Raw genomic sequence first — 24,880 nt, 5'->3', positions numbered from 1 at the left:
CGGCGGCAGACCGCGCACCGGGAGGAAACACATGTTCATTCATCGCCGGGCCATGCTGGCCCTGCCCATGCTCGCCTCGCCGGCGCTGGCCCAGCCCGGCTGGCAGCCAGGCCGGCCGGTCACGCTGATCGCGGGTTTCGCGCCGGGCGGGGGCAGCGACGTCATCGCCCGCACCATCGCCGAGGCCGCAGCCCCCCTGATCGCCCAGCCCCTGGTGGTGGTGAACCGACCCGGCGCCGGCGGGGCTCTGGCGGCCGAGCAGGTCAGCCGTGCCGCACCTGACGGCCACACGCTGCTGCTGGCCGGCGGCAGCGAAAGCACCTCCATCCCCGCCCATCGCGACGTGCCCTATGACCCGAAGCGCGGCTTCCGGGCAGTGATCCGCCTGACGCGCCACCCGCACTTCATCTGCGTGCGCGGGCGCGGCGGCCGCTTCACCGACATGCGTCAGGTGGTCGAGGCCGCGCGCGCGGAGCCCGGCCGCGTCACCCATGGTTCGGCGGGCGCCGGAAGCCTGTCGCATTCGCTGTTCATGCTGCTGGAACGCCGCGCGAATGTGGAGTTCCTGCATGTGCCCTACACAGGGGGCGGGCCGGTGGCGCAGGCGCTGCTGGCCGGGCAGATCGACCTCGGCGTGCAGGCATCGGATGAGATGGGCGGGCTTGTCACCTCGGGCGACATCGTGCCGATCGCCGTGGCCTCCGCCGAGCGCGCACGCGCCTATCCGCAGGTCCCCACGCTCAGGGAGCTGGGTTTCGAGGTGGTGGCCGACAACCAAAAGGGCTGGGTGGGGCCTGCGGGGCTGACGGATGAGATGGCCGGCTATTTCCACGACCGTTTCCGCCAGGCCATGTTCACCCCCACCTGGCAGCGCTTCCTGGAGCGGCTGAACGAGAGCGACGGCTATGCCGATGGCCCAGGCTTCCAGCAGGCGATGGACACGCTTCTCGACGATGTGCGCGGCGCGCTGCGGCGCGCCTGATTTTCCGGCTTGCCCGGCGGTGCGGCGCCGCACACTCTGCGCGTGAGGATACGTCGCGCACGGCACCCCATGGAGGTGTCGCATGCTGGTATTGCATCGCCGGGCGCTGGGTGCCGTGGCGCTCGGGCTTTCGGCTCCGGCTCCGGCCCTGGCCCAGGGCTGGCCCGCCCGTCCCGTCACCATCGTCACGCCCGTGGCGCCGGGCGGGCCGGGTGACACGTTGGGCCGGCCGCTGGCCAACACCATGGCGCAGGAACTGGGCCAGCCGGTCGTGATCGATGCGCGCCCCGGCGCGGGCGGCACCATCGGCATGCAGTACGCCGCCCGCAGCGCGCCCGACGGGCACACGCTGGTGATCGCCAGCAACAGCACCTATTCCATCGCGCCGCACCTCTATCCCATGCCCTATGACAATGAGACCGCCTTCGCGCCGATCGCGCTGCTGGTGGGGGCGCCGAGCTTCCTGTGCGTCCATCGCGACGTGCCCGCGCGCAGCGTGGCGGAGCTGGTGGCGCTGGCCCGCGCATGGCCCGGGCAACTGAGCTTCGCCACCGCCGGCATCGGCTTCACCAGCCATCTCGCGACCGAACTGTTCATGGCCCGCACCGGCACGGAGATGCTGCATGTGCCCTATCGCGGCGGTGCGCCCGCGACCCAGGGCATGCTGGCCGGTGAGGTCACGATGAATTTCATGGAGGCGGCGCTCGTGCGCTCCGTCGTCCACACCGGGATGATCCGCCCGCTGGCCGTCACCTCGGCCGAGCGCTCGCCCCTGCTTCCCGATGTGCCCACGATGCGGGAGGCCGGGATCGAGGGTTTCGTCACCGCCACATACTGGGCCATGATGGCCCCGGCCGGCGTGCCGCAGCCCATCCTGGACCGGGTCCAGGGGCTGGCTCTGGCGCACCTTCACCGGCCGGAAGTGGCGGAAGCCGTGCGGGGCGCGGGCTTCATTCCCATCGCGGGGGATGCGGCCGTGCTGGCGCGGCACAAGGCGGCGGACAGCGCCCTGTGGGGCGAGGTGATCCGCAGCCGCAACATCCGTCTCGGTTGAGGGAGCGAACAAGAATGCATGACACCGTGATCAGGGGCGGCACCATCGTGGATGGCACCGGCGCCCCCGCCTTCGTGGGCGATGTGGCCATCGACAATGGCGTCATCACCGCGGTCGGCGGCAAGGCCGGCCCCGCCCGGCGCGACGTGAAGGCCGAGGGTAGGCTGGTGACGCCGGGCTGGGTGGATGTCCATACCCATTACGATGGCCAGGCGACCTGGGATTCCCAGCTCGCGCCGTCATCCTGGCATGGCGCCACCACCATCCTGATGGGCAATTGCGGCGTGGGCTTCGCGCCCGTGCGCCCCGCCCACCACCAGGCGCTGATCGACCTGATGGAAGGGGTGGAGGACATTCCCGGCATCGCCCTGGCGGAAGGGCTGAAATGGGATTGGCAGAGCTTCCCCGAGTATCTGGACGCGCTGGAGCGCCTGCCGCGCACCATCGACGTCGGCACCCAGGTGGCGCATCACCCGCTGCGGGTGTTCGTGATGGGTGAGCGCGCGATCCAGCGCGAAATGGCCACCGCAGCCGACGTGGCCGAGATGGCGCGCCTGACCGAGGAGGCCATCCGCGCCGGCGCCTTCGGCTTCACCACCTCCCGCACCGACCAGCACAAGACGCTGGCGGGCGAACTGGTGCCCGGCCGCTACGCGGAGCATGAGGAGCTCATCGCGATCGGCGACGCGCTGGGGCGCGCCGGGCGCGGCACCTTCGGCATGTTGAGCGACTTCGACGACGAGGCCGCGGAATTCGGCTGGCTGAACACCATCCTGGAACGCAACAAGCTGCCGCTGTGGTTCCTGCTGACCGACCGTTCCTATGACCCTGACCGCTGGCGGCGGCTGATGGACGGGGTGCGCGCCGCGCGGTCGCGTGGGCTGCCGATGTCCGCCCAGGTGGCCGGGCGGCCGGTGGGGCTGATCCTCGGGCTTACCACCTCGCTCAACCCCTTTGCCCTGCGAGAGGGCTTCGCGGCCCTGGCCGACCTGTCGCCGGCCGAGCAGCTGGCCCGCCTGCGCGACCCGGCTGTGAAGCGCGAGATCCTGGGGCAGGAGGCATCGCCGCGCCTGGTGGATGTGCTGCCGCCCCTGTCGCGCCAGATCGCGACGCGCTGGGACCGCATGTATGTGCTGGGTGATCCGCCGAACTATGAGCCCCCGCCGGAGCGCAGCATCGCCGCCATGGCCAAGGTGGCGGGCCAGACGCCGGAGGAGTTCTGCTACGACTACCTGACCGGCGGCGATGGCGGCCGCATGCTGTATTTCCCGGTGACCAACTATGTCCATGGCGACCTGGACGTGGTGCATGAGATGGTGACGGACCCGCACACTGTGCTGGGCCTGTCGGACGGCGGCGCGCATTGCGGCGTGATCTGCGATGCCTCTCTGAACAGCTTCATGCTGACCCACTGGGTACGCGACCGCCCGCGCGACCGCCTGCCGCTGGAATTCGCCATCAAGCGCCAGACCAGCGAGACGGCGGATTTCTTCGGCTTCACCGATCGCGGGCGGCTGCAGCCGGGCAAGAAGGCGGACGTGAACGTCATCGACTTCGAGGGGCTGCGGCTGCACCACCCCTATATGGTCTATGACCTGCCGGCAGGCGGGCGCCGCCTGATCCAGAAGGTGGACGGCTATGACATGACCATGGTGTCGGGCATGCCCGTGTTCGAGAAGGGTGAGGGGACCGGGGCCATGCCGGGGAAGCTGGTCAGGGCGGGAAGGTAAGAAGAGACGTTCTTTTTTGTAAAAAAGAACCAAAAAACTTTTAGTAGTTAGTGGCGCTGGGGGATTGCTCGCCCCTTATCCTCCAGTGACCGCCAGACTCGAAAAGTCTTTTTGCTTCTTTTTCTTCAGAAAAAGAAGAAATCCTATCTCCCCGAAAACACCCCGGAGCACATCGCCGGCATCCTCGGCGGCGGCCCCGGCGCGCGTGGCGCCGGCCTGCGCGCATCCTCGCTCAACCACCAGGCCAGGCTGGCATCGCAGCCGTCGCCCGCGGGCACGGGCGGCTGGTCGCGGCAGTCGCTCTGCCCGGCCGGGCAGCGCAGGCGGATGTGCATGTGGCTGTCATGCCCGCGCCAGGGGCGCACGCGCCGAAGCCAGTCGGCGCCGGGGAACATCCGGCACAGGCTGCGCTTGATGCCGTGGTTGACGAAGATGCGGTCCACCCCCGGCTGGCCGGCGGCCAGGCGGATCAGCGCGGCATGGGCGGCGGTGAAGCGCGCGGGGTCCACGGCGCTCTCATCCGGCAGCACGAGGGAGGGCACGTCGATGTTCTCGCGCGCCGAGGGCAGGGAAGGGGGCTTGGGGTTCAGCTCCAGCCAGATGTCCACATCCAGCCCCACCTGGTGGCTGGCATGGCCATAGGGCATCGGCCCGCCGCGCGGCTGGCCCATGTCGCCGATCCAGAGCGCGGGAAAACCCTGGCGCTGCGCCTGGCCTGCGAAACTTTCGATGAAACGCACCAGCTCCGGGCTGCCCCAGTGCCGGTTGCGGGAGACGCGGACATTCTGCCAGCCCGGCCCGTCATTCGGCAGCGCCACCGCGCCGCCGATGCAGCCGAGACCCGTGCCCCCGATGATATGGGTGGGCCCGGCGCTCGGGCGGCTGAACTGCCCCCAGGCCTGCCCCGAATAGGGCGGTGGCGACTGCGCCAGGGCCGGGGCCGACAGCAACCCGAGCAGCAGGGCCAGGGCGCGCATCAATGGTACTGCCGCAGCAGCCCCACCAGCTTGCCCTGCACCTGCACGCGGTCGGGCCCGAAGATGCGCGTCTCATAGGCCTTGTTGGCGGGTTCCAGCGCCACCGAGCCGCCCTTGCGCCACAGGCGCTTCAGGGTCACCTCGTTCTGGTCCACCAGCGCCACCACGATGGCGCCGTTCTCGGCGACGTCATCGCGGCGGATGATGACGGTGTCGCCGTCCATGATCCCGGCCTCGATCATGGAATCGCCCGAAACCTCCAGCGCATAATGCTCACCGCCGCCCAGCATGGCGGCCGGCACATCGACCAGGTTGCCGGTGTCCCGCATGGCCTCGATCGGGCTGCCCGCGGCGATGCGGCCGAACAGGGGCAGGGCGATCACGTCGTTGCTGGGCTCGGGCGCCGGGCGCAGCTGCACGACGTTGCTGGGCGGGGTGGCGGGTGCTTCCTTGGCGGGGGCGGCGCTGCGGCGCGGCCCCAGATCCTCCGGCAGGCGCACCACTTCCAGCGCGCGGGCGCGGTGGGCGCGGCGCACCAGGAAGCCGCGTTCCTCAAGCGCCGTGATCAGCCGATGGATGCCGGACTTGGACTTCAGGTCCAGCGCTTCCTTCATTTCCTCGAAGGACGGCGAGTAGCCGGTCTCGTTGAGATGCCGGTGGATGTACATCAGCAACTCATGCTGCTTGCGCGTCAGCATATGACGGGCTTCCTCTCGAACAAATCGGGAATCAGTGCCGATGTTCTAGAAAGGTTCCCGAAGTCGGGTCAAGGGTTTTCCCCAGATTATATACCCAATTCGTCCAGTCGGATGATCTGCACCTCCGCCCCTTCCGGCAGGGCGGGCGCATAGGGCGCGCGCATCACCAGGGCCTCGGCGCGCGCCAAGGTCTTAAGCATGGACGAATCCTGCTTCCGGAACGCGGTCACTACCCGCCCGTCGGGCGAGAGCGTGGCACGCATATAATCCTCTCGCTTGTCATTCTCGGGCAGCGGCGCGCCCAGCACGGCCGCATGGGTCGGCGTGGCGCCGGCGGGCTGGCCCAGCATGACCCGCAGCGCCGGCAGCAGGAACACCACGGCGCAGACGATGGCCGAGACCGGGTTGCCCGGCAGGCCCAGCAGCGGTGTGTCGCCCAGCCTGCCCCAGATCAGCGGCTTGCCGGGGCGCATGGCGATCTTCCAGAAATCCAGCGCGAAACCCTGCGGGCCCAACGCCTTCTGCACCAGGTCATGGTCGCCCACGCTGGCGCCGCCCGTGGTCAGCAGCAGCTCGCAGCCGCGCGCATCGGCGGCCAGCGCGATGATCGCGGCCTCGTCGTCGGGCGCGATGGGCAGGACAACGGGTTCCCCGCCCGCCGCCCGCACCAGGGCGGCCAGGGCATGGGCATTGGAACTGACGATGCCGCCGGGGGGCAGGGGCTCGCCGGGCAGGGCGATCTCGTCGCCCGTGGCCAGGATGCCGATGCGCGGGGCGCGATGCACGGCAAGCCAGGGGTGGTTGGCCGCAGCCGCCAGCCCGATGTCGCGCGCCGTCAGCTTCCGGCCGGGCTCCAGCAGCGTCTCGCCGGCCGTGAAGTCGAGGCCGGCCGGGCGGATCCAGCGGCCCTCGGCCACGGTCTCACGCACGGTGACGAGGCTGCCCTCGGCCGCCGCGTCCTCCTGCAGCAGGATCGAATCGGCGCCGGTGGGCAGGAAGCCGCCGGTGAAGATGCGCACCGCCTGGCCGGGGCCCACCACCCCCGCGAAGGGATGGCCCGCCGGGGCGGAGCCCACCACGTCGAGAATGGCGCCGTCCGTCGCGTCGGCCGATCGCACCGCGTAGCCATCCATGGCGGAGACGGCGGCGGGCGGCTGGGTCAGCCGCGCCTTGACCGGCCGCGCCAGCACCCGCCCACTGGCGGCTGCCAGCGGAACCGTCTCGGCCGGGGTGGGCGACAGCCCCGCCAGGATGCGGGACCGTGCCTCGGAAACTGGGATCATGCGCCCTCGTAGCGTCCTGACTTGCCGCCATCCTTCAGCACCAGCCGCACATCCTCGATGCGCATGGAGCGGTCGATGGCCTTGCACATGTCATAGATGGTCAGCGCCGCGACGGTGACAGCGGTCAGCGCCTCCATTTCCACGCCGGTTTTGCCGGAAACCTTCACCAGCGCCTCGATGGCGATGGCATCCGGCGGCTCGGGCGTGAAATCCACCGTCACCTTGGACAGCATCAGCGGGTGGCAGAGCGGGATGAGGTCCGAGGTGCGCTTGGAACCCATGATGCCGGCCAGGCGCGCCACGCCCAGCACGTCGCCCTTGCCCATCTGGCCTTCCAGGATGCGGGCCAGGGTTTCAGGCGCCATCACCACCCGGCCGCGCGCGACGGCCACGCGCGCCGTCTCGGCCTTCTCGGAGACATCGACCATCGCGGCGCGGCCCGCCGCGTCGAAATGGGTGAAGCCGCTCATCCGTTCAGGAAGGCGCGGGTCGCGGCCTCGATGTCGGGCTCGCGCAGCAGGTGCTCACCCACCAGCAGGCAATGGGCGCCGGCCATGGCCATGCGGCGCACATCCCCGGCATCGCGCAGGCCGCTCTCGGCCACCGGCACCTTGTGGGCAGGCACCATGGGCACCAGCCGCTCCGTGGTCGCGATGTCGGTCTTGAGGCTGCGCAGGTCGCGGTTGTTGATGCCGACCAGGCGGGTATCGAGGCCCAGCGCGCGTTCCAGCTCACGCTCGTCATGCGCCTCGACCAGCACCGAAAGGTCCAGGCTGCGCGCCAGCTCGGTCATTTCCTGCGCCTGCGCGTCCGACAGCACGGCCATGATCAGCAGGATGCAGTCCGCGCCCATGGCGCGGGCCTCGAACACCTGCCAGGGGTCGATCATGAAGTCCTTGCGCAGCACCGGCAGCTTGCAGGCGGCGCGCGCGGCCTGCAGGTCGGCCGTGCTGGTGCCGAACCACGGCTCATCCGTCAGCACCGAGAGGCAGGAGGCGCCGGCGCGCTCATAGGCGGCGGCGATCGCGGCCGGGTCGAAATCCGGGCGGATCAGCCCGCCGGAGGGCGACTTGCGCTTGATCTCGGCGATCAGCCCGGTGCGGCCGTCGGCCATGGCGTCGCACAGCGCGCCCACGAAGTTGCGGGGCTGCGGCATGTTCACCGCCGCGCGCTCGATCTCGGAGAGCGGGCGCTCTGCGCTGCGCTCCTCCACCTCGCGGTACTTGTCGGCGATGATGCGCGCCAGCGTGTCCGGCAGTTCGGGCGGCAGCTGCAATTGGGGTGCGGGAAGGTTCATGGTGCCTGGGTCGCGGTCTGAAGCCGGTGCAATACAGTGCGGGCGGCCCCGCTATCAATGCTGTTGGCGGCCATGGCCGCCCCGTCGGTCAAGCTGTTGACACGGCCGGCCACCATCAGGGCCGCCGCCGAGTTCAGCAGCACGATGTCGCGATAGGCACCGGGCGCGCCGTCCAGCAGCGCCACCAGGGCGGCCGCGTTCTCGGCGGGCTCGCCACCCTTGATGGCCTCGGGGGGCGCTTCCTTCAGCCCGGCATCGGCGGGCGAGACGGTGAATTCGCGGATCCGTCCATTGTCCAGCTCCACCACATGGCTCGGGCCCGACAACGCGATCTCGTCCAGCCCCTGGCCATGCACCAGCCAGGCGCGTTCGCTGCCGAGCCGGCCCAGCGCCTCTGCCATGGGGCGCAGCCATTCGGCGGAAAAGGCGCCGGTCAGCTGGCGCTTCACCCGCGCGGGGCTGGCCATCGGGCCCAGCAGGTTGAAGATGGTGCGCGTGCCGAGCTCCACCCGCGCGCCGCCCGCATGGCGCAGGGCCGCGTGGTGGCGGGGCGCCATCAGGAACACCATGCCGATATCGGCCAGCAGCTTCGGCAGGCGCTCCAGCGGCACATCCATGTTGAGACCCAGCGCCGACAGTGCATCGGCCGCGCCCGATTTGCTGGAAAGCGCGCGGTTGCCGTGCTTGGCCACCGGCACGCCGGCGCCCGCCACCACCAGCGAGGTCGCGGTCGAGATGTTCAGGCTGCCGGAGGCATCGCCGCCCGTGCCCACGATGTCGATGGTCCCCGGCGGCGCCTCGACCGGGATCATGCGGGCGCGCATGGCCCGCACGGCGCCCGTCATCTCGGCCACGGTTTCCCCGCGGACGCGCATGGCCATCAGCATGCCCGCGATCTGCGCGGGCGTGGCTTCGCCGGCCATGATGATGGAGAAGGCGGCCTCGGCCTCCGTCTCCGCGAGCTTCTCGCCCAGCGCCAGCCGGGCGAGAACAGGCTTAAGACCGTTGCTCATGCGTCAATCTTCGCCCCCGCCATGCGGCAGAAATTGCCCAGCATGGCGTGCCCGTGCTCGGAGGCGATGCTCTCGGGGTGGAACTGCACGCCCCAGATCGGCAGCTCCTTGTGTTCCAGCCCCATGATGAGGCCGTCATCGGTGAAGGCATTGGCCCGCAGGCAATCGGGCAGGGTGGCGCGGTCGACGATGAGCGAGTGATAGCGCGTGGCGCGGAAAGGGGAGGGGATGCCGGCGAACAGGCCGGTGTTGTCGTGGGTCATGTCCCACACCTTGCCGTGCACCGGCTCGGGCGCGCGGATCACGTCGCCGCCGAACGCCTGCCCGATCGCCTGGTGGCCCAGGCACACGCCCATCAGGGGCAGGCGCGCCTCTGCGGCGGCCGCGATCAGGGGCAGGCAGATGCCGGCCTCATTCGGCGTGCAGGGCCCGGGGGAGAGCAGCACCGCGTCGGGGCGCATCGCGAAGACGTCCTGCACGGACAGCGCATCGTTACGCCAGACCTTCACCTCCGCCCCCAGGTCTCCCAGGAAGTGCACCAGGTTGAAGGTGAAGCTGTCGTAGTTGTCGATGAGCAGGATCATGATGCGCCGATCCTTGCGGCGGCCGGGGGCGCGGGTCAAGCCGCAGGGCCCTGCCGAGGCGGCTGTTGCCGAAGTGCAACACCGGATATTGCCTGACAATTCATTGATCTGTCTCAAAGTCCGCGGCGCCGCACAGGCGTAGCCAGGATGCAGCCGGACCGGCGCTGCATCAGCACCGGAGGGCACCGAACGGAGAGACTGGTCATGTCTTATGGGTTGAAGGCCGCGGGGCTGGCGATGGCCGGCGTGATGATGATGGGCGGGGCCGCGATGGCCCAGGTCGGGCCGCAGGATGCGGCGCCGCGCGGCAAGCGTGCCGGCGACATCGTCATCGGCCTGGGCGCGATCGGCGTGGTGCCGACCAATGGCGGCGGCACGGTGGACCTGATCGGCGGGCGGCCGCATGCCTCCGCCAGCGCCACGCCGCAGCTGGATGTCAGCTACTTCTTCACGCCGAACCTGGCGGTGAACCTGATCGCCGCGACCTCTCGCCATGACCTGCGGGTGAACAACTCCGCGCTGGGCAATGTGAACCTGGGCCGGGTGTGGGCGCTGCCGCCGACGCTGACCTTCCAGTACCACCCGCTGCCGGCCAGCCGCATCAGCCCCTATGTGGGCGTGGGCGTGAACACCACCTTCTTCTACGGCTACGGCGGCGCCATGACGGCCCCGGTGAACCGCGTGCGCGTGGGCACCACGGCGGGCATCGCGCTGAATGCGGGCGTCGACTACGAGATCACGCCGAACTGGCTGGCGAACCTGGATGTGAAGTTCATCACGATGCAGCCCGGCGTCTCGGTGAACAGCGGCCTGATCCATGCGCGCGCCAACCTGAACCCGGTCGTGATCGGCGCCTCGGTCCGCTATCGCTTCTGAAGGCCTATGGCGCATCCGGGCGGCCGGTGCTCCACTGGGGGCATGACCGAAACCGCCTGGATGCGCCTGACGGCGCCCGAGCTGCGAGAGGCCGCGCTGGCCGACGCGCTCGTCATTCTCCCCGTGGCCTCCATCGAGCAGCACGGCCCGCACCTCGCCACCGGCACCGACACCTTCCTGGGCGGCGCCGTGGCGGAGGCCACCGCGCAGAAGCTGGCCGCGGCCGGTGAGCGCGTGGTCGTCCTGCCCGTGATGTGGCACGGGCTGGCCGAGCACCACATGGCCTTCGGCGGCACCATCACGCTCGACCAGCCCACCTTCCTGGCGGTGCTGAAGGGCATTGCGCGGTCCGTCGCCCGGCACGGCTTCAAGCGGCTGATGCTGCTGAACGCCCATGGCGGCAACACCGACGCCATCGCCGTCGCCGTGACCGAGATCGGGGTCGAGACCGGCCTCAAGGTCGCGGGCGGCACCTACTGGTACATCGCGCCCGAGGTGATCGGCCCGATCCTGGAGGACCAGGAAGGCCTGAACCACGCCTGCGAGGCCGAGACCAGCATGATGCTGCATGTCACGACCGGCACGATGCGTGAGGCCGAGCTGCCCAACGCCCATGGCCCCAAAACCAGCCGCCCGGCCATCCAGCCCAAGGGCCTGGCCATGCAGCGCAGCTTCCGCGCCATCACGCCGAGCGGTGTGATAGGGGATGCCCGCCGCGCCAGCGCCGAGAAGGGCGAGAAGCTGCTGGCGGCCATCTCCACCCGCCTGGCCGACATTCTGGGCGACCGCGCCCTCTGGTCTTGAATTCGAGCCGGCGCGGGGCGACATGTCCGACATGAACGAACGTCCACGTATCCTCGACATGACGCCGGAGGGCGAGTTCCGCGGCCCACCCCCGCCGACGCGCGGGGACCGGGTGGCGTCCATGGTGCTGCGCGTGGCCATGGGCGTGGTGGGGCTGGCCGGCCTGCTGGCCCTCGCCTCGCTGGCCATCGTGGCCCTCAGCGTCATTCTGCCCATCCTGTTCGGCGCGGCGCTGGTCGCGGGCGGCGTGCTGTGGTGGCAGCTGCGCAAGGCCCGCCGCAACGGGCAGGACGTGCGCATCGTGATGTTCCGGAACCGCTAAGGGTTCCAGAACTGCCGCAAGGCATCTGCCGCCTGGCGTAGCACCAGCGCGGAGGCCGGGATGAACCTGCCCATGGTCAGGCAGGCGTGCATCTGGTCCGAGACATGCAGGTGGATGACGGACACCCCCTCATCCTCCAGCCGCTGGGCATAGGCGATCCCCTCATCGGCCAGCGGGTCATGCCCCGCCGTCATCACGAAGGCGGGCGGCAGGCCCGAGAGCGTCTGCGCCCGCAGCGGTGAGGCACGCCAGTCATGGCGCATCTCGATCTCGGGCGTGTAGTGGCCGATGAACCAGCGCATCGTCGCCGCCGTCAGCGGGTAGCCCTGGCTGTGGCGGGCATAGGCGGCGCTCTCGGCGGCCAGGTCCGTCACCGGATACAGCAGCAGCTGATAGCCCGGCATGGGCAGCCCGCCCTCGCGCGCCATCAGGCACAGCACCGCGGCCAGGTTGCCGCCGGCGCTGTCGCCGCCGACCGCCAGCCGCGTGGCGTCGATGCCGAGCGCCTCCGCCTGTTCCCACACCCAGCGCAGCGCCAGGGCGGCATCCTCGACCGCTGCGGGAAAGACGTGTTCGGGCGCCAGCCGGTAATCCACCGCCACCACCACCGCATCCAGCAGCAGCGCCATGTGGCGGCACAGCTGGTCATGGCTGTCCAGGTCGCCGATCACCCAGCCGCCGCCGTGCAGGTACAGCAGGCAGGGGCGGATGCCCGGCCCCGCGCGATACAGCCGCATGGGCACGGGGCCCGCCAGGTCGCGCACTTCCATCACCTCCGGCGGATCCGGCTGCAGCAGCGGGCGCGAGGCGGCGGAGGCGGCGCGCGCGGCCTGGGGCGAAAGGCTTTCCAGCGGCGGCCGTCCGGACTCGCGGATCAGATCCAGCACCCGGCGGCAGCCGGCATCCAATGCCCTCATTCGGCGGCCTGCGCCTTGGCGCCCGACAGCGCGAAGCCGCGATAGCCTTCGGCCGCCACCTCGTCACAGATCTGCCGATAGGCGCCGACCCCGCCGATATAGGGCATGAAGACTTGCGGCTTCCCGGGGATGTTCACCCCCATGTACCAGCTGTTGGCCTGCGGATAGAGCGTGCGGTGCGCGACCTCATTGGCGTGGCGCACCCATTCGTCCTGCGCCTGTTCCGTGGCCTGCATGCGTGTCAGGCCGCGCCCGCGCAGCCAGGCCAGCGCGTCGGTGATCCAGTCCACATGCTGCTCGATGGACACGATCATGTTGCTGAGCACCGAGGGGCTGCCGGGCCCCGTCACGGTGAACAGGTTGGGGAAGCCCGCGACCATCAGCCCCAGATAGGTGACGGGGCCGGCGGCCCAGGCATCCTCCAGCCGCAGCCCGCCCTCGCCCCTGATGTCCATGGCCAGCAGCGTGCCGGTCATGGCGTCGAAGCCTGTGGCGAAGACGATGCTGTCGAAGGCGTAGGAAGCCTCGGCGGTGCGCAGACCCTCGGGCGTGATGGCCTCGATGGGGGCGCCGCGCAGGTTCACCAGCGTCACGTTGTCGCGGTTGAAGGTCTCGTAGTAGCCGGTGTCGACGCAGATGCGCTTGGTGCCGATCGGGTGGTTGTCGGGGCACAGCAGCTCCGCCACCGCCGGGTCCTTCACCGCGGCCCGGATCTTGCCGCGCACGAATTCGGCAGCCGTCTCGTTCGCCGCCTGGTCGGTGATCAGGTCGCCGAAGGCCGCCATGAAGGAGGTGCTGCCGAGCGCCCAGCGATCCTCATAGATGCGCTGGCGCTCCGACGGCTCCACCTCCAGCGCGGAGGCCTGGTTCACCGGGTAGTCGATGCCCGTGCGCATCATCCGCGCCTTGCGGCGCCGCTCGGCATAGACATCCTTCCAGCTGCGCTCATAGGCCTCGTCCAGCGGGCGGTTATGCGCGGGGATGCTGAAATTGGGCGTGCGCTGGAACACATGCACATGCGCCGCCTGTTCCGCGATGACGGGAATGGACTGGATGGCGGAGGAGCCGGTGCCCACCACCCCCACGCGCTGGCCGGTGAAATCCACCCCCTCATGCGGCCATTGCCCGGTGTGATAGGTCTTGCCCCGGAAGCTTTCGAGGCCCGGGAAATCGGGCATGCGCGTGCTGGACAGGCAGCCCGTGGCCATCACGCAGAAGCGGCCGATGAACCGGCCCGCCGTGGTCCGCACCAGCCAGCGGTCGCGCTCGAACTCAGCCCCCGTCACGCGCGTGCCGAAGCGGATGTCGCGGCGCAGGTCGAAGCGGTCCGCCACATGGTTGGCATAGCGCAGGATCTCGGGCTGGGTCGCGAAGCGTTCGGACCAGCGCCATTCCTGCTGCAGCTCCTCGTCGAAGGAGTAGGAGTACTGCATGCTCTCCACGTCGCAGCGCGCGCCGGGATAGCGGTTCCAGTACCAGGTGCCGCCCACGCCGTCCGCCGCCTCCAGCGCGACGGCGGACATGCCCTGGCCCCGCAGCCGGTGCAGCAGATAGAGGCCGGCGAAACCGGCCCCCACGATCACGACATCGAAGTGTTCGGCATCCTGCATGGGGTGTTCTCCCTCAACCGGTCACGAGCGGGCACCCGCCCTCGGACAGGGGCCGGAAGCCCTGCTCGGCGGGGGTGGTGCGCACCAGCTTCATCAGATCCCAGGGGCCGGTGGATTCCTGGGGGCGCTTCACCTCGAACAGATGCACGTCGTGCAGCTTGCGCCCGTCGGGGCGGATGCGGCCCGGGCCGAACACGTCGTCGTCGGTGGGCATGCGCTTCATCAGCTCCACCATCTCCCGGCCCGAGGCCTTGGCGCGCGCGGCACCCACCTCGGCCACGGCCTTCAGGTAGTGCAGCGCGGCGGAATAGGCCCCGGCCTGGCACTGGTTCGGATAGTTCTCGGGCGTGCGGGGCAGCACGCGGCGGGTGAAGGCGCGGGTGCGGTCGTTCATGTCCCAGTAGAAGCACTCGGTCAGCAGGAAGCCCTGCGCCGTCTGCAGCCCCAGGGAATGGATGTCGTTCACGAAGCTGATGATGCCCAGCAGCTTCTGCCCGCGCCGGTTGATGCCGAATTCATTGGCCTGCTTCACGCAGTTGATCAGGTCCGCCCCGGCATTGAGGAAGGCCACCACCTTCGCCCGGCTGGCCTGGGCCTGCAGCAGGAAGGCCGAGAAATCCGAGGTGCCGGGGAAGGGGTAGCGCACCCGCCCCGCCACGCGCCCGCCGCCATCCTCGATGAAGCGGGACAGGTCGCGCTCCATCTGGTGGCCGAAGGCCATGTCGGCCGTGATAAAGAAGAAGCTGTCGCCCCCGGCCTGGACGGTCGCCACGCCAGAGGAACGCGCGGCCATGTAGGTGTCATAGGTCCAGTGGATGGTGTTGGGGCTGCAGGCGGCCCCCGTCAGCTCCGTGCTGGCCGCGCCCGTGTTCAGGTGGACCTTGTCCTTCTCCCGCACGATGCCGTTCACGGCGAGTGCGATGGAGGAGTTGTTCACCTCCAGGATCACGTCCACGCCGCCGCGGTCGAACCATTCGCGGGTGATGGCCGCGCCGGTATCGGCGCGCTGCAGGTGGTCGGCCTGCACGACCTCGACCTGGATGCCGCGTTCCGTCACGCCGGAATCCACCACCGCCTGGCGCACGCAGGCCACATTGGTGGGGCCCGAGAGATGCCGGTAGGGGCCCGAGAAATCCCCGAGCACCCCCAGGCGGATCACGGGTTGCTGGGCCTGGGCGCCGAGGGGTGCCATGGCCCCGGCGGCCGCCAGCATGTGCCGGCGCTTCAACGTCTGCATCGTGTCTCGCTCCCACCGCGGTCCCGTTCGAGCGGGCCGCATTCAGACCGGGCGGGTTTTCCTGCCTCGGCCAGGCCATGCAAGCGGCTGCGGATGCTTGTTGTCCAATACGGGTTTCGGGCTATTCTGCCGAAAATGATATAAATCCCGAGGAAACGGCCGGTGATGCTCGACATACGCCTGGTCCATGACTTCGCCGTGGTGGCGGAGGAACTGTCCTTCACCCGTGCCGCGCGGCGGCTGGCGGTGGCCCAGCCATGGCTGTCCACCCGCGTGCGGCAGCTGGAAGCCCAGCTGGGCGTGCCGCTGCTGCTGCGCAGCACCCGCCGCATGGAGCTGACGGAGGAAGGCGAGGCCATGCTGGCCAGCGCGCGCCCCCTGCTGGCGGCCGCGCGCGCGGTGGAGGAACAGGCCGCCACCCTGCGCGGCGGCTCGGCGCGGCTGCGCCTGGGCACGCTGCCCTATGGCTCTCATATCCCGGAGCAGCTGGCGCTGGTCGAGGAGTTCCGCCGCCGCTGGCCCGGCACCAGCGTGGAGCTGGACATCGGCTGGACCACGGTTCTGCTGGAACGCCTGCGCCAGGGCGCGATCGACCTGGCCTTCGTGGTGGGCGTGGCCCCGCCCCCGGGGCTGGAGGCGCTGATGCTGGGCGAGACCACCCAGGACGTGATGCTGCACCCGGATGACCCCTTGGCGCTTGAGGCTTCGATCGCGCCCGCCATGCTGCGCGGCCGGCGTGTCGCCGCCTTCACCCGCGGCCTGAACCCCGAGCTGCATGACAGCCTGTTCGCCCCGCTGATCGAGGCCGGCGCCCGTCTGGTCGACGTGCCGGACATCCTGGATTTCCGCCGCATGGGCGAGCTGTTCGGGCCCCGCGACGCCATCGCGCTGTTCGGCTGGACCACGGAGGAAGCGGCGCAGCAGACCGGGCGCGTGGCGCGCCCCATGCCGATGCGCGACGGCGCCGTGCGCTTCTATCTGGTGCGCCGGCGAGAGGTCGCGCGCCGCGCGCCCATGCTGTGCTGGGAACTGGCTAGACCCGCGGAACCTCGGGAAACGCCTTCAGCGTCTCGACCGTAGCGCGATAGCCGATCCCGATCGCTTCCTCCGCCCGGTCGAAATCCATGAAGCGGATATGGCCGAGGGAGGGGCGGATCAGCAGCTCGGGGCGGTCGATCGCGAGCCGCCCCTCGGTGATCCGTGTCTCCATGATGTTGATGGAGCCCAGCAGCACCTCGAAGATGCTCGGCATCGGGGCGGCCTTGGGGCGGCGTTTCGCGGGGGTGTCCTGCGGCAGTAGCTTGGCCGTCAGGTCCTGCATGCCCTGGGTAATGCCCTGAGTGACCCCCTGGGCCCATTGCGGCAGGGCAGGGGCGGGCTTGGGTTTCTTCGGGCGCCGGGCCACCAGGCTGCGTGAGGTGACGCCGTGGTTCAAGTCCACCGCGATCACGTATTCCGCCCCCAGGGCGCGGGCGACCGAGACCGGCACCGGGTTCACGATGCCGCCATCCACCAGGAAGCGGTCCTGCTGCCGCACCGGCGTCAGGATGCCGGGGACGGAGATGCTGGCGCGCACGGCCTCGATCACGTCGCCGTTGCGGATCACCACTTCCTCGCCGGTCGTGACGTCGGCGGCGACGGCGGCGAAGGGCAGGGGCAGTTCCTCGATGCTCTCGGCCGCGACATGCTCGCGCACCATGGCGCTGATGCGCGCGCCGTCCAGCAGCCCTGAACGGGGCAGCACCACGTCGAAGAAGCCCGCGATGCGCCGCCAGTCGAAACCCGCGAAGGTCTCGGCCAGCATGTCCGTCTTGCCGGCGGCATGGGTGGCCCCGATCAGCGCGCCGATGCTGGTGCCCGCGATGACATCCACGCAGATGCGCGCTTCGGCCAGCGCGCGCAGCACGCCGATATGGGCCAGGCCCCGGGCGGCGCCGCTGCCCAGGGCCAGCCCCACCAGGGGGCGGCCTGCGGGGGTGACGGTTGCGCTCTCGATCATAACCGCAGCCTCGCCCCGGCGGCGCATCGCATCAAGGGGCATGAAAATGTGACATGGATCAAGGATGCAGGGGCGAGGGCTTCCCATATTCCATTCATGGAAAGCGAGCCGATCACGACCCCGAAAGGATGTCAGATGTTCAAGCAGATCCTCGTCCCCGCCACCGGCCGTGAAAGCGATGCGCCGGTCTTCGCCGCGGCGCTGACGGTCGCGCGGCTGTTCGATGCCCATCTGGAGTTCCTGCATGTGCGGCAGGACCCGGCCGACGCGGTGGTGGCGGCGTCTGCGGGCGACATGTCGGGCGTGGCGACCGCGGCCCTGGTCGAAGCCGTGACCGAAAGCGGCGCCAGGACCGAGGCGCTGGCCCGCGCGGCCTATGAGGAGTTCAGCGCGCGGGAGAAGCCGGATGCCGATTTCCAGCTGCGGTTGGGCATGGAGGCCACCTGGCTCGCGGCCCATGGCCGCACCTCGGACCTGGTGGTGACCGGCCGCAGCCGCGACGGTGAGGAAGCCGCGATCGGCCTGTTGCAGGAGGTGCTGCTGGGTGCCGGCCGCCCGCTGCTGCTGGTGCCCGAGGCGCCACTCGACCCGGGCTTCGGGCGCGTCGCCATCGCCTGGAACGATTCGCCCGAGGCGGCGCGCGCGGTGGCGGCGGCGCTGCCCTTCATCGAGCGCGCGACGGAGGTGATGGTGCTCTGCGCCGGGGATGAGACGGCCGGCGATGCCTTCGATGATTCGCAGCAACGCCTGCTGGCCGGGCTGCGTCGCCACAACCCCTATGTCGCGCTGCGCCGGGTGCCGCAGGGCGGCGAGAAGCCGGTCGAGGTGCTGCTGGCCGCCTGCGCCGACATGGGGGCCGGGTTGCTCGTCATGGGCGGCTATGGCCACAGCGTGACGCGGGAGACCCTGTTCGGCGGCTTCACCCAGCAGGTGCTGACCGACGCGCCCCTGCCGGTGCTGATCGCGCATTGATGCGGCGATGCGGGGCAGGGCCTGCCCCGCTTTTGCGCGGAATGCGCATCACGGCATGAAAACGCGGCATCGCCACCCGTTCAGGACGTTGCGGCGGTGCAGCAATCTTCCCGCCTCATCCTTGCCGGGAGATTTGCGATGCGTCGCCGTGACATGTTGGCCGCGAGTGCTGCCGTGGTTGCCGCCCCCCGCCTTGCGCAGGCGCAGGGCAGCCGGGTGCTGAACTTCATCCCCTATGCCGATGTGGCGGTGGTGGATCCCGTCTTCTCCACCGCCTACACCACCCGCACCCACGCCCTGGCCTGTTTCGACACGCTGTGGGGCATGGATGAGAACCTGCAGCCGCACTACCAGATGCTGGCCGGCCATACCGTCGAGGATGACGGGCTGACCTGGAAGCTGACGCTGCGCGAGGGGCTGCAGTTCCATGACGGCACGCCGGTACTGGCGCGCGATTGCGTGGCCAGCCTCAGGCGCTGGGGGCTGCGCGATGCCTTCGGCCAGGTGCTGATGGACGCGACGAACGAGCTCAGCGCACCCGACGACAAGACCATCCAGTTCCGCCTGAAGCGCAAGTTCCCGCTGCTGCCCATGGCGCTGGGCCGCGCGTCCTCCCTGGTGCCCGCCATCATGCCCGAGCGCCTGGCCACGCATGACGCGTTCCGCCAGCAGACCGAGGTGGTGGGCAGCGGCCCCTTCAAGTTCGTGGCCAGTGAGCGCGTGCCCGGCGCGCGCGTGGTCTATGAGCGCCACACCGGCTATGTGCCGCGCGCCGACGGTACGCCGAGCTATACGGCCGGCCCCCGCACGCCGAATGTGGACCGCGTGGTGTTCAACGTCATCACCGACCCGGGCACGGCCATCGCCGCCCTGCAGACCGGCGACGCGGATTGGGTGGAGCAGCCCCTGATCGACCTGCTGCCCACCCTGCAGCGCAACCGCAACATCGCGGTGGAGATCAAGGACAGGACCGGCATGGTCGGCACCTTCCGCTTCAATCACCTGCATGCGCCCTTCAACAACCCGGCCATCCGCCGCGTGGTGCTGGGCGCGGTGAACCAGGCCACCTGCATGACGGCGGTGGCCAGCGCGCGGCCCGACTACTGGCAGGCAGAGGTGGGCTTCTTCCCGCCCGGCTCCCCCATCGCCGACAAGCCCGGCTTCGGCGCCGCCGATGCCGCACGCCTGCCCGCGATGCGCCAGGCGCTGGCCGATGCCGGCTACAAGGGCGAGAAGGTGGTGCTGCTGGTGGGCTCCGACGTGCCGCGCATCAACGCGATCTGCGAGGTGATGCGCGACGTGCTGACCCAGATCGGCATGAACGTGGACTACATCAGCACCGACTGGGGCAGCGTGGTGGCGCGCATCAACAGCCGCAACCCGGTCGAGCAGGGGGGCTGGAGCTGCTACTGCACCTACTGGTCGGGCATGGACCAGGCGCTGCCGGCCATGCACACCTTCCTGCGCGCCAACGGCGCGCGCGGCGCCACCGGCTGGCCCGACAGCCCGGAGCTGGAAGGGTTGCGCACGGAGTGGCTGATGGCGGACCCCAGCCAGCAGGCCGCGATCGGCGCCCGCATCGCGGCCAAGGCCGCGGAGGTCGTGCCCTATATTCCGCTCGGGCTGTTCAAGCAGCCGATCGCGTATCGGCGGAACATCACCGGGATTTTGAACGGGGCGCCGGTGTTTACCAACTTGCGCAAGGGGTGAAGGAGCGGGGGCGTTGCCCCCGGGAGCCCGCCATCGAGCGGCGCTCTGCCCCCTCGAACGCCCCCGCCAGGGGATAATATCTCCTGGACCTGATAAGAGTTTGGCGCCCCACCTTCACAGGTTGGGCGCCAATTTTATTTTAATAAACAATAAATTATCAGTGTTGGGTGCCAACTCCCTGGGGTCCAGGGCCGCTACGGTCCTGGCGGGGATGCAAGGGGCGGTGCCCCTTGCTGGGGTTCGGGGCAAAGCCCCGCAGTACAACCTCAGTTATTCTGCCCCTGCTTCACGATCTCCTCGATCACCGGGCGCATCGCGTTCTCCTCACGCGTCCAGTAGGCATCGAATTCGGCGGGGCCCATGAAGGTCGCTTCCAGCCCCAGCCGCGCCAGCGCCTCACGGTGCGCGGGGCTGTTGATCGCGGCCTCCAGCGCCTCTGCCAGGCGGCGCATGATGGGTTCCGGCGTGCCGGCCGCGGCCACGAAGCCGCGCGCGGAGCCCGCCGTCAGCGCCGTGCCGAGCGAGGTCAGGGTGGGCACGCCCGGCAGCTCGGCGCTCGGGCGGTCGGTCAGCGTGGCCAGCACGCGCAGCGTGCCCGCGCGGCTCTGGGTGCGGGCGGTGCTCAGGCTGGTCATCACCGCATCCACCTGGCCGCCGATCGCAGCCGTCGCGGCAGGGCCGCCGCCCTGGTAGTGGATCTGGTTGAACTCGATGTTCAGCATGCGCTGCAGCTGGACCGAGGAGATGTGCTCCCAGCCCAGCGGCCCGGGATCAGCCATGGAGACGGCGCCGGGCCGCGCGCGGGCGGCCGCCACCAGCTCGGCGAAGCTGCGGATCGGGCTGTTGGCCGGGACCAGGATGGTGCCGGGGTCGATTACATGCATGGCCAGCGGCGCGAAGCTCTGCCGCGTGAAGGGCGCGTGGCGCGACGGGTCCAGATACAGGGTGAAGGTGGTGGGCCACAGGCCATAGGCGATGGTGTAGCCATCGGGGCGGGAGCGCGCTAGCTCCGCCATGCCGATCTGGGAGCTGGCGCCGGCGCGGTTCACCACCACCACCGGCACGCCCAGCGTGCGCTCCAGCTCGGGCGCCAGGGCGCGGGCGGTCACGTCGCTGCCGCCGCCGGGCGGGTAGGGAACGATGACGGTCAGCGGGCGGCCGGGCTCGGGGAAGGGCCTCTGGGCCGCGGCCGGCAGGGCCAGTGTCAGGGCGGACAGCGCCAGCGCGGCACAAAGCGAACGCCTCATAGCTAACTTCTCCAGGCAAATTTCCTGGCAGCCTAGGGGCGGCGGCGGCCGGCGGGAATGCCGCCGGCCGCGTGAAATCAACGGGCGGGGACGGAAGCTGCCCGTCCCCGGGGCAATTCAGGCCCGGCGGATGTTCCAGAAGATCGGCAGGCCCTCGACCCGCCCGGTCAGGTTCTTCCGCAGCGCGGTGCGGAAATAGTAGGTGCCGGTCGGGATATAGGCGACTTCCTCCATCACCGTGCGCTGGATGTCGGTCGCGATGGCCTTGCGCGTGGTCTCGTCCGGGGCGTCGAACCAGGCGTCGCGCAGCTCCTCCAGCTTCGGGATGGTGGGCCAGCCGAACCAGCCCTCGCGCCCGTTGCCGCGGATCAGCGGGTGGGTGGCGGGGGAGGCGAAGTCATAGCTGGAGAAGCCCGAGGTCGTGACCGACCAGCCGCCGCGTTCCGGCGGCTCCTGGCTCGCGCGGCGCTGCAGCACGGTGCCCCAGTCGGAAACCGCGAAATCGAGGTTCATGCCCAGCTTGCGGAACATGTCGGCCGCCACCTGGCTCCAGGCGGTCACGGCCGGGATGTCGGTGGTGCCCAGCACGCGCACGGGCTGGTTGGCGTAGCCGGCCTCGCGCAGCAGGCGCTTGGCCTTCTCGATGTCGCGCGGGCCGCGCAGCGGCTCCAGCCCCACATCGGTGGCGTAGGGGGAGCCGGGGGTGAACACGCCGGTGTCGTCGCGCCAGTTGGCGCGGTCGGGGCCGGCATTGGCGGACATGTAGTCGGACTGTTCCACCGCCCACAGGATGGCCTGGCGGATCGCCTTGTTGTCGAAGGGCGCGTGCAGGTGGTTCAGCCGCAGGAAGCCGTTGTTGCCGCCGCTGTCCAGCACCTCGACCGAGATGTTGCGGTTGCGTTTGAACAGTTCCAGCAGCTCGTATTCCGGCATCTCGAACCAGTCGATCTCACCGGCCTGCAGCGCGGCGGAGGAGGTCGAGCCATCGGTGATGATGCGCCACTCGATGCGGTCGAAATGGGCCACCTTGGGGCCGGCGGTCAGGCTGGGCGTGCCGGTCTCGACGGGCTTGTAGCCCTCGAAGCGGGCATAGGCCGCGAAGGCGCCGCTGTTGTATTCGTCGCGCAGGAAACGGAAAGGGCCGGAGCCCGTGGTGTCCGTGATCTGGCGGAAGGGGTCGGTCTGGGCCACGCGCTCGGGCATGATCGACGCGGGCTGGCCCGCGAAGGCCAGCGCATGGGCCAGCAGCGGGAAGGGCTTGTTCAGCCGGAACTGCAGGCGGCGATCGTCGAGCGCCGAGAGCTCGGCCGTGGCGGCCAGCAGCTTCTGGCCGAAGGCGCTGCGCCGGCCCCAGCGGTTGATGCTGGCCACCGCGTCGCGGGCGCGGATCGGCTCATTGTCGTGGAAGCGGATGCCCTCGCGCAGGGTGATGGTCCAGCGCCTGCCGTCATCCTCGACCGTGTGGCCGGCGGCCAGCTGCGGGTGCGGGTTGTACTGGCGGTCAGAGCCGTAGAGGGTGTCATACACCATGTAGCCGTGGTTGCGGCTGACATTGGCGGTGGTCCAGATCGGGTCGATGGAGCTGAGATTGGCCTGCGGCACGAAACGCAGGACCCGCCCCTCGGCGGCGCGAGCGGGGCCGGCCAAAGGTGCCGCACCCATCGCGGCCAGGAATTGACGTCGTTTCATGCCGGGAATCCTTAAAGCACGGTCCAGTGATGTGCTTTCTACGTCGCCCCATGCCGCGCCGCAATATTACCGGACTGCAACCCTGCCGCGCTGGGAATTCCAGGCTTGCGCGAAACTCATGGTAGTGCATTATTTAATGTAATGATTAACGAACAGACCAACCCTCTGGATGGCATCTTCGCCGCGCTGTCGGATCCGAAGCGCCGCGCGCTGCTGGCGCGGCTGGCAGCCCAGGATGGCTTGACGGTGGGTGAGCTGGCAGGGCCGCTGCCTATCTCCATGCCGGCCGTCACGCGCCACCTGGATGTCCTGGAGGGCGCCGGGCTGGTGAGCCGCGAAAAGCAGGGCAGGCGGGTGCTGTGCCACCTGCGCCCAGCCCCCCTGCGCGCCGTCCGTGACTGGCTGACCGACTACGAAACCTTCTGGACCGAGGGGCTGGACCGCCTGGCGGCCTTGCTGGAGGCCAAGCCATGAACGGCCACGGCTTCACCTTGGTACGCCGCATCCGCGCGCCCATGCCGCACGTCTGGCAGGCCTTCACCGACCCAGCGCTGCTGATGCAGTGGTTCGGCCCGCACCGTGTGCAGGCGACCGCCGCCGAGATCGACCTGCGCCCCGGCGGGCGCTTCGCCGTGGACATGCTGGAGAACAACGGCGACCGTCACCGCATCGGCGGCGAATACCGGGAGGTGACGCCCGAGACGCGCCTGGCCTTCACCTGGGCCTGGCACAGCATGCCCGACCGCGTTTCCCATGTGGCGGTCGATTTCCGTCCCTGGTCCGGGGGCACGGAAGTCACCCTCGTCCATGACGGTTTCGCGAATGCCGAGACCACGGGCAATCACACAAGCGGGTGGACGCAATCCTTCGAGCGCCTTCAGGCGTTGTTTCCCGAAGGAGACGACGCATGAACGACACTTTCCGCCTCGAGCGCCTGTTTTCCACCGTGCCGGTGCGCGTCTGGCGCGCCTGGACCAATGCCGATGAGTTGCGCCACTGGTGGGCGCCCAGCGGCCTTCACCTGGCCCATTGCGAGATCGAGGCGAAGGAGGGCGGGCTGTTCCATTTCGGCCTGGCGCCGGTCGGCAGCGCCGAGGTCGCGCTGTGGGGGCGCTGGCGCTTCGAGAAGATCGACATGCCCCGCCGGATGGATTTCATCGGCGCCTTCTCGGACCCCGCGGGTGCCATCGAGCGCAACCCGATGAACGAGAACTGGCCGCTGGAGATCGAAAGCTTCATCGAACTGACCGAGCAGCCGGACGGCACGCAGGTCGTGATGGAGTGTACCCCGGTGAACGCCACCGCGCTGGAGCGCGGCATCTTCGCCCAGTCCCTGCCGATGATGCAGATGGGCTGGAACTCCACCTTCGCCAAGCTCGCCACATTCCTGGAGGAAAACCCATGATGGACCAGCCGATCATCCCTTATCTGACTCTGACCGACTGCGCCGGCGCGATCGAGCACTACAAGGCGGCGCTGGGTGCGAGCGAGAATTCGCGCATGCCCTGCAGCGAGACCGACCCGCGCATCATCCACGCCTGCCTGACGGTGGGCAGCGGCCACATCTTCATGATGGACGCCTTTCCCGAGCACAACGGCCGGCCCGCGACCAATGATCCCACCCAGGTGGCGATGGTGGTGCAGCTGAAGGCGCCGGCGGAGGTGGACGAGTATTTCGCGCGCGCGACCGGGGCCGGCATGACCGGCACCATGCCGCCGTCCGACCAGTTCTGGGGCGCGCGCTTCGCCAGCGTGATCGACAAGTACGGGCATAGCTGGATGTTCAATGCGCAGCTTCCGGGGCAAGGGTGAGGGGGGGGGGGGGGGGGGGGGGGGGGGGGGGGGGGGGGGGGGGGGGGGGGGGGGGGGGGGGGGGGGG

The 24,880-nt window shown here is 69.8% G+C and carries 26 protein-coding genes; 13 read left to right on the top strand and 13 right to left on the bottom strand.

What is annotated here, in order from left to right:
• Nucleotides 1-31: 31 nt before the first annotated feature.
• From EOD42_RS21465 to EOD42_RS21455, 3 genes are all read left to right on the top strand, one after another.
• The gene (locus tag EOD42_RS21465; RefSeq protein WP_127789644.1) at nucleotides 32-982 is read left to right on the top strand and encodes a Bug family tripartite tricarboxylate transporter substrate binding protein; all 951 of its coding nucleotides are present in this window, start codon (nucleotides 32-34) and stop codon (nucleotides 980-982) included.
• An 82-nt stretch (nucleotides 983-1,064) separates the two neighbouring features.
• The gene (locus EOD42_RS21460; RefSeq protein WP_127789643.1) at nucleotides 1,065-2,036 is read left to right on the top strand and encodes a Bug family tripartite tricarboxylate transporter substrate binding protein; all 972 of its coding nucleotides are present in this window, start codon (nucleotides 1,065-1,067) and stop codon (nucleotides 2,034-2,036) included.
• A 14-nt stretch (nucleotides 2,037-2,050) separates the two neighbouring features.
• Nucleotides 2,051-3,766 (top strand): N-acyl-D-amino-acid deacylase family protein, encoded by a 1,716-nt coding sequence (locus tag EOD42_RS21455; protein WP_127789642.1) that lies wholly within the window; start codon nucleotides 2,051-2,053, stop codon nucleotides 3,764-3,766.
• Nucleotides 3,767-3,909: 143 nt separating this feature from the next.
• Here the strand turns inward: EOD42_RS21455 and mepA are convergent, their stop codons facing one another.
• The 7 genes from mepA to EOD42_RS21420 all read right to left on the bottom strand — a co-directional run bounded on the left by mepA (nucleotide 3,910) and on the right by EOD42_RS21420 (nucleotide 9,618).
• A complete protein-coding gene (gene mepA / locus EOD42_RS21450) occupies nucleotides 3,910-4,743 on the bottom strand; it encodes a penicillin-insensitive murein endopeptidase (protein WP_127789641.1) in 834 nt (277 codons plus the stop codon).
• Nucleotides 4,743-5,441 (bottom strand): transcriptional repressor LexA, encoded by a 699-nt coding sequence (lexA, locus tag EOD42_RS21445; RefSeq protein ID WP_127789640.1) that lies wholly within the window; start codon nucleotides 5,439-5,441, stop codon nucleotides 4,743-4,745. Before lexA ends, mepA begins: the two co-directional genes overlap by 1 nt.
• 86 nt (nucleotides 5,442-5,527) lie before the next feature.
• A complete protein-coding gene (locus tag EOD42_RS21440; protein ID WP_127789639.1) occupies nucleotides 5,528-6,724 on the bottom strand; it encodes a molybdopterin molybdotransferase MoeA in 1,197 nt (398 codons plus the stop codon).
• Nucleotides 6,721-7,194 carry a cyclic pyranopterin monophosphate synthase MoaC gene (gene moaC / locus EOD42_RS21435; RefSeq protein WP_127789638.1) on the bottom strand — a complete coding sequence of 158 codons (474 nt, stop codon included), beginning with the start codon at nucleotides 7,192-7,194 and terminating at the stop codon, nucleotides 6,721-6,723. Before moaC ends, EOD42_RS21440 begins: the two co-directional genes overlap by 4 nt.
• A complete protein-coding gene (trpC, locus tag EOD42_RS21430; RefSeq protein WP_127789637.1) occupies nucleotides 7,191-8,021 on the bottom strand; it encodes an indole-3-glycerol phosphate synthase TrpC in 831 nt (276 codons plus the stop codon). The genes moaC and trpC overlap by 4 nt, the downstream gene beginning before the upstream one ends.
• The gene (trpD, locus tag EOD42_RS21425; protein WP_127789636.1) at nucleotides 8,018-9,034 is read right to left on the bottom strand and encodes an anthranilate phosphoribosyltransferase; all 1,017 of its coding nucleotides are present in this window, start codon (nucleotides 9,032-9,034) and stop codon (nucleotides 8,018-8,020) included. The genes trpC and trpD overlap by 4 nt, the downstream gene beginning before the upstream one ends.
• On the bottom strand, nucleotides 9,031-9,618 hold the full coding sequence (locus EOD42_RS21420) for an anthranilate synthase component II (RefSeq protein ID WP_127789635.1): 588 nt from the start codon (nucleotides 9,616-9,618) through the stop codon (nucleotides 9,031-9,033). Before EOD42_RS21420 ends, trpD begins: the two co-directional genes overlap by 4 nt.
• A gap of 204 nt (nucleotides 9,619-9,822) precedes the next feature.
• Between EOD42_RS21420 and EOD42_RS21415 the strand changes: the two genes are divergently transcribed.
• From EOD42_RS21415 to EOD42_RS21405, 3 genes are read left to right on the top strand one after another with little or no spacing between them, the layout of a single operon-like run.
• Nucleotides 9,823-10,494, top strand: a complete 672-nt coding sequence (locus tag EOD42_RS21415; RefSeq protein WP_240655245.1) for an OmpW/AlkL family protein — start codon at nucleotides 9,823-9,825, stop codon at nucleotides 10,492-10,494.
• Nucleotides 10,495-10,536: 42 nt separating this feature from the next.
• Nucleotides 10,537-11,298 carry a creatininase family protein gene (locus EOD42_RS21410; RefSeq protein ID WP_127789633.1) on the top strand — a complete coding sequence of 254 codons (762 nt, stop codon included), beginning with the start codon at nucleotides 10,537-10,539 and terminating at the stop codon, nucleotides 11,296-11,298.
• 31 nt (nucleotides 11,299-11,329) lie between these two features.
• Entirely contained in the window at nucleotides 11,330-11,620 is a 291-nt protein-coding gene (locus tag EOD42_RS21405) for a hypothetical protein (RefSeq protein ID WP_127789632.1), read from the top strand.
• Here EOD42_RS21405 and EOD42_RS21400 read toward each other — a convergent pair.
• From EOD42_RS21400 to EOD42_RS21390, 3 genes are read right to left on the bottom strand one after another with little or no spacing between them, the layout of a single operon-like run.
• Entirely contained in the window at nucleotides 11,617-12,537 is a 921-nt protein-coding gene (locus EOD42_RS21400) for an alpha/beta hydrolase (RefSeq protein WP_127789631.1), read from the bottom strand. The genes EOD42_RS21405 and EOD42_RS21400 overlap by 4 nt on opposite strands.
• A complete protein-coding gene (locus EOD42_RS21395; RefSeq protein ID WP_127789630.1) occupies nucleotides 12,534-14,147 on the bottom strand; it encodes a flavin-containing monooxygenase in 1,614 nt (537 codons plus the stop codon). The genes EOD42_RS21400 and EOD42_RS21395 overlap by 4 nt, the downstream gene beginning before the upstream one ends.
• 13 nt (nucleotides 14,148-14,160) lie before the next feature.
• Nucleotides 14,161-15,384, bottom strand: a complete 1,224-nt coding sequence (locus tag EOD42_RS21390; RefSeq protein ID WP_127789629.1) for an ABC transporter substrate-binding protein — start codon at nucleotides 15,382-15,384, stop codon at nucleotides 14,161-14,163.
• A gap of 165 nt (nucleotides 15,385-15,549) precedes the next feature.
• Between EOD42_RS21390 and EOD42_RS21385 the strand changes: the two genes are divergently transcribed.
• Nucleotides 15,550-16,464, top strand: a complete 915-nt coding sequence (locus EOD42_RS21385) for a LysR family transcriptional regulator (protein WP_127789628.1) — start codon at nucleotides 15,550-15,552, stop codon at nucleotides 16,462-16,464.
• Here the strand turns inward: EOD42_RS21385 and EOD42_RS21380 are convergent.
• Nucleotides 16,418-17,383 (bottom strand): patatin-like phospholipase family protein, encoded by a 966-nt coding sequence (locus tag EOD42_RS21380; protein ID WP_206020432.1) that lies wholly within the window; start codon nucleotides 17,381-17,383, stop codon nucleotides 16,418-16,420. The genes EOD42_RS21385 and EOD42_RS21380 overlap by 47 nt on opposite strands.
• 135 nt (nucleotides 17,384-17,518) lie before the next feature.
• Between EOD42_RS21380 and EOD42_RS21375 the strand changes: the two genes are divergently transcribed.
• Together EOD42_RS21375 and EOD42_RS21370 are read left to right on the top strand one after the other, a co-directional pair.
• Nucleotides 17,519-18,355 (top strand): universal stress protein, encoded by an 837-nt coding sequence (locus EOD42_RS21375; RefSeq protein WP_164868062.1) that lies wholly within the window; start codon nucleotides 17,519-17,521, stop codon nucleotides 18,353-18,355.
• Between the two features lie 138 nt (nucleotides 18,356-18,493).
• The gene (locus EOD42_RS21370; protein WP_127789626.1) at nucleotides 18,494-20,065 is read left to right on the top strand and encodes an ABC transporter substrate-binding protein; all 1,572 of its coding nucleotides are present in this window, start codon (nucleotides 18,494-18,496) and stop codon (nucleotides 20,063-20,065) included.
• Between the two features lie 266 nt (nucleotides 20,066-20,331).
• Here the strand turns inward: EOD42_RS21370 and EOD42_RS21365 are convergent, their stop codons facing one another.
• Nucleotides 20,332-21,312: a tripartite tricarboxylate transporter substrate binding protein gene (locus EOD42_RS21365; protein ID WP_127789625.1), complete on the bottom strand. Its 981-nt coding sequence runs from the start codon at nucleotides 21,310-21,312 to the stop codon at nucleotides 20,332-20,334.
• A 117-nt stretch (nucleotides 21,313-21,429) separates the two neighbouring features.
• The gene (locus tag EOD42_RS21360) at nucleotides 21,430-23,001 is read right to left on the bottom strand and encodes an ABC transporter substrate-binding protein (protein ID WP_127789624.1); all 1,572 of its coding nucleotides are present in this window, start codon (nucleotides 22,999-23,001) and stop codon (nucleotides 21,430-21,432) included.
• A gap of 141 nt (nucleotides 23,002-23,142) precedes the next feature.
• Between EOD42_RS21360 and EOD42_RS21355 the strand changes: the two genes are divergently transcribed.
• From EOD42_RS21355 to EOD42_RS21340, 4 genes are read left to right on the top strand one after another with little or no spacing between them, the layout of a single operon-like run.
• Complete coding sequence (locus EOD42_RS21355) at nucleotides 23,143-23,475, top strand: ArsR/SmtB family transcription factor (RefSeq protein ID WP_127789623.1); 333 nt, start codon at nucleotides 23,143-23,145, stop codon at nucleotides 23,473-23,475.
• A complete protein-coding gene (locus EOD42_RS21350) occupies nucleotides 23,472-23,912 on the top strand; it encodes an SRPBCC family protein (protein WP_127789622.1) in 441 nt (146 codons plus the stop codon). Before EOD42_RS21355 ends, EOD42_RS21350 begins: the two co-directional genes overlap by 4 nt.
• Nucleotides 23,909-24,406, top strand: coding sequence for an SRPBCC family protein (locus tag EOD42_RS21345; protein WP_127789621.1), 498 nt, complete (start codon nucleotides 23,909-23,911; stop codon nucleotides 24,404-24,406). The genes EOD42_RS21350 and EOD42_RS21345 overlap by 4 nt, the downstream gene beginning before the upstream one ends.
• Nucleotides 24,403-24,813 (top strand): VOC family protein, encoded by a 411-nt coding sequence (locus tag EOD42_RS21340; RefSeq protein ID WP_127789620.1) that lies wholly within the window; start codon nucleotides 24,403-24,405, stop codon nucleotides 24,811-24,813. Before EOD42_RS21345 ends, EOD42_RS21340 begins: the two co-directional genes overlap by 4 nt.
• The last annotated feature ends 67 nt before the right edge of the window (nucleotides 24,814-24,880 follow it).

Origin of the sequence: Rhodovarius crocodyli (assembly GCF_004005855.1) — a bacterium.
Taxonomy (GTDB): domain Bacteria; phylum Pseudomonadota; class Alphaproteobacteria; order Acetobacterales; family Acetobacteraceae; genus Rhodovarius; species Rhodovarius crocodyli.
This window is presented reverse-complemented; position numbering and strand designations above follow the sequence as displayed.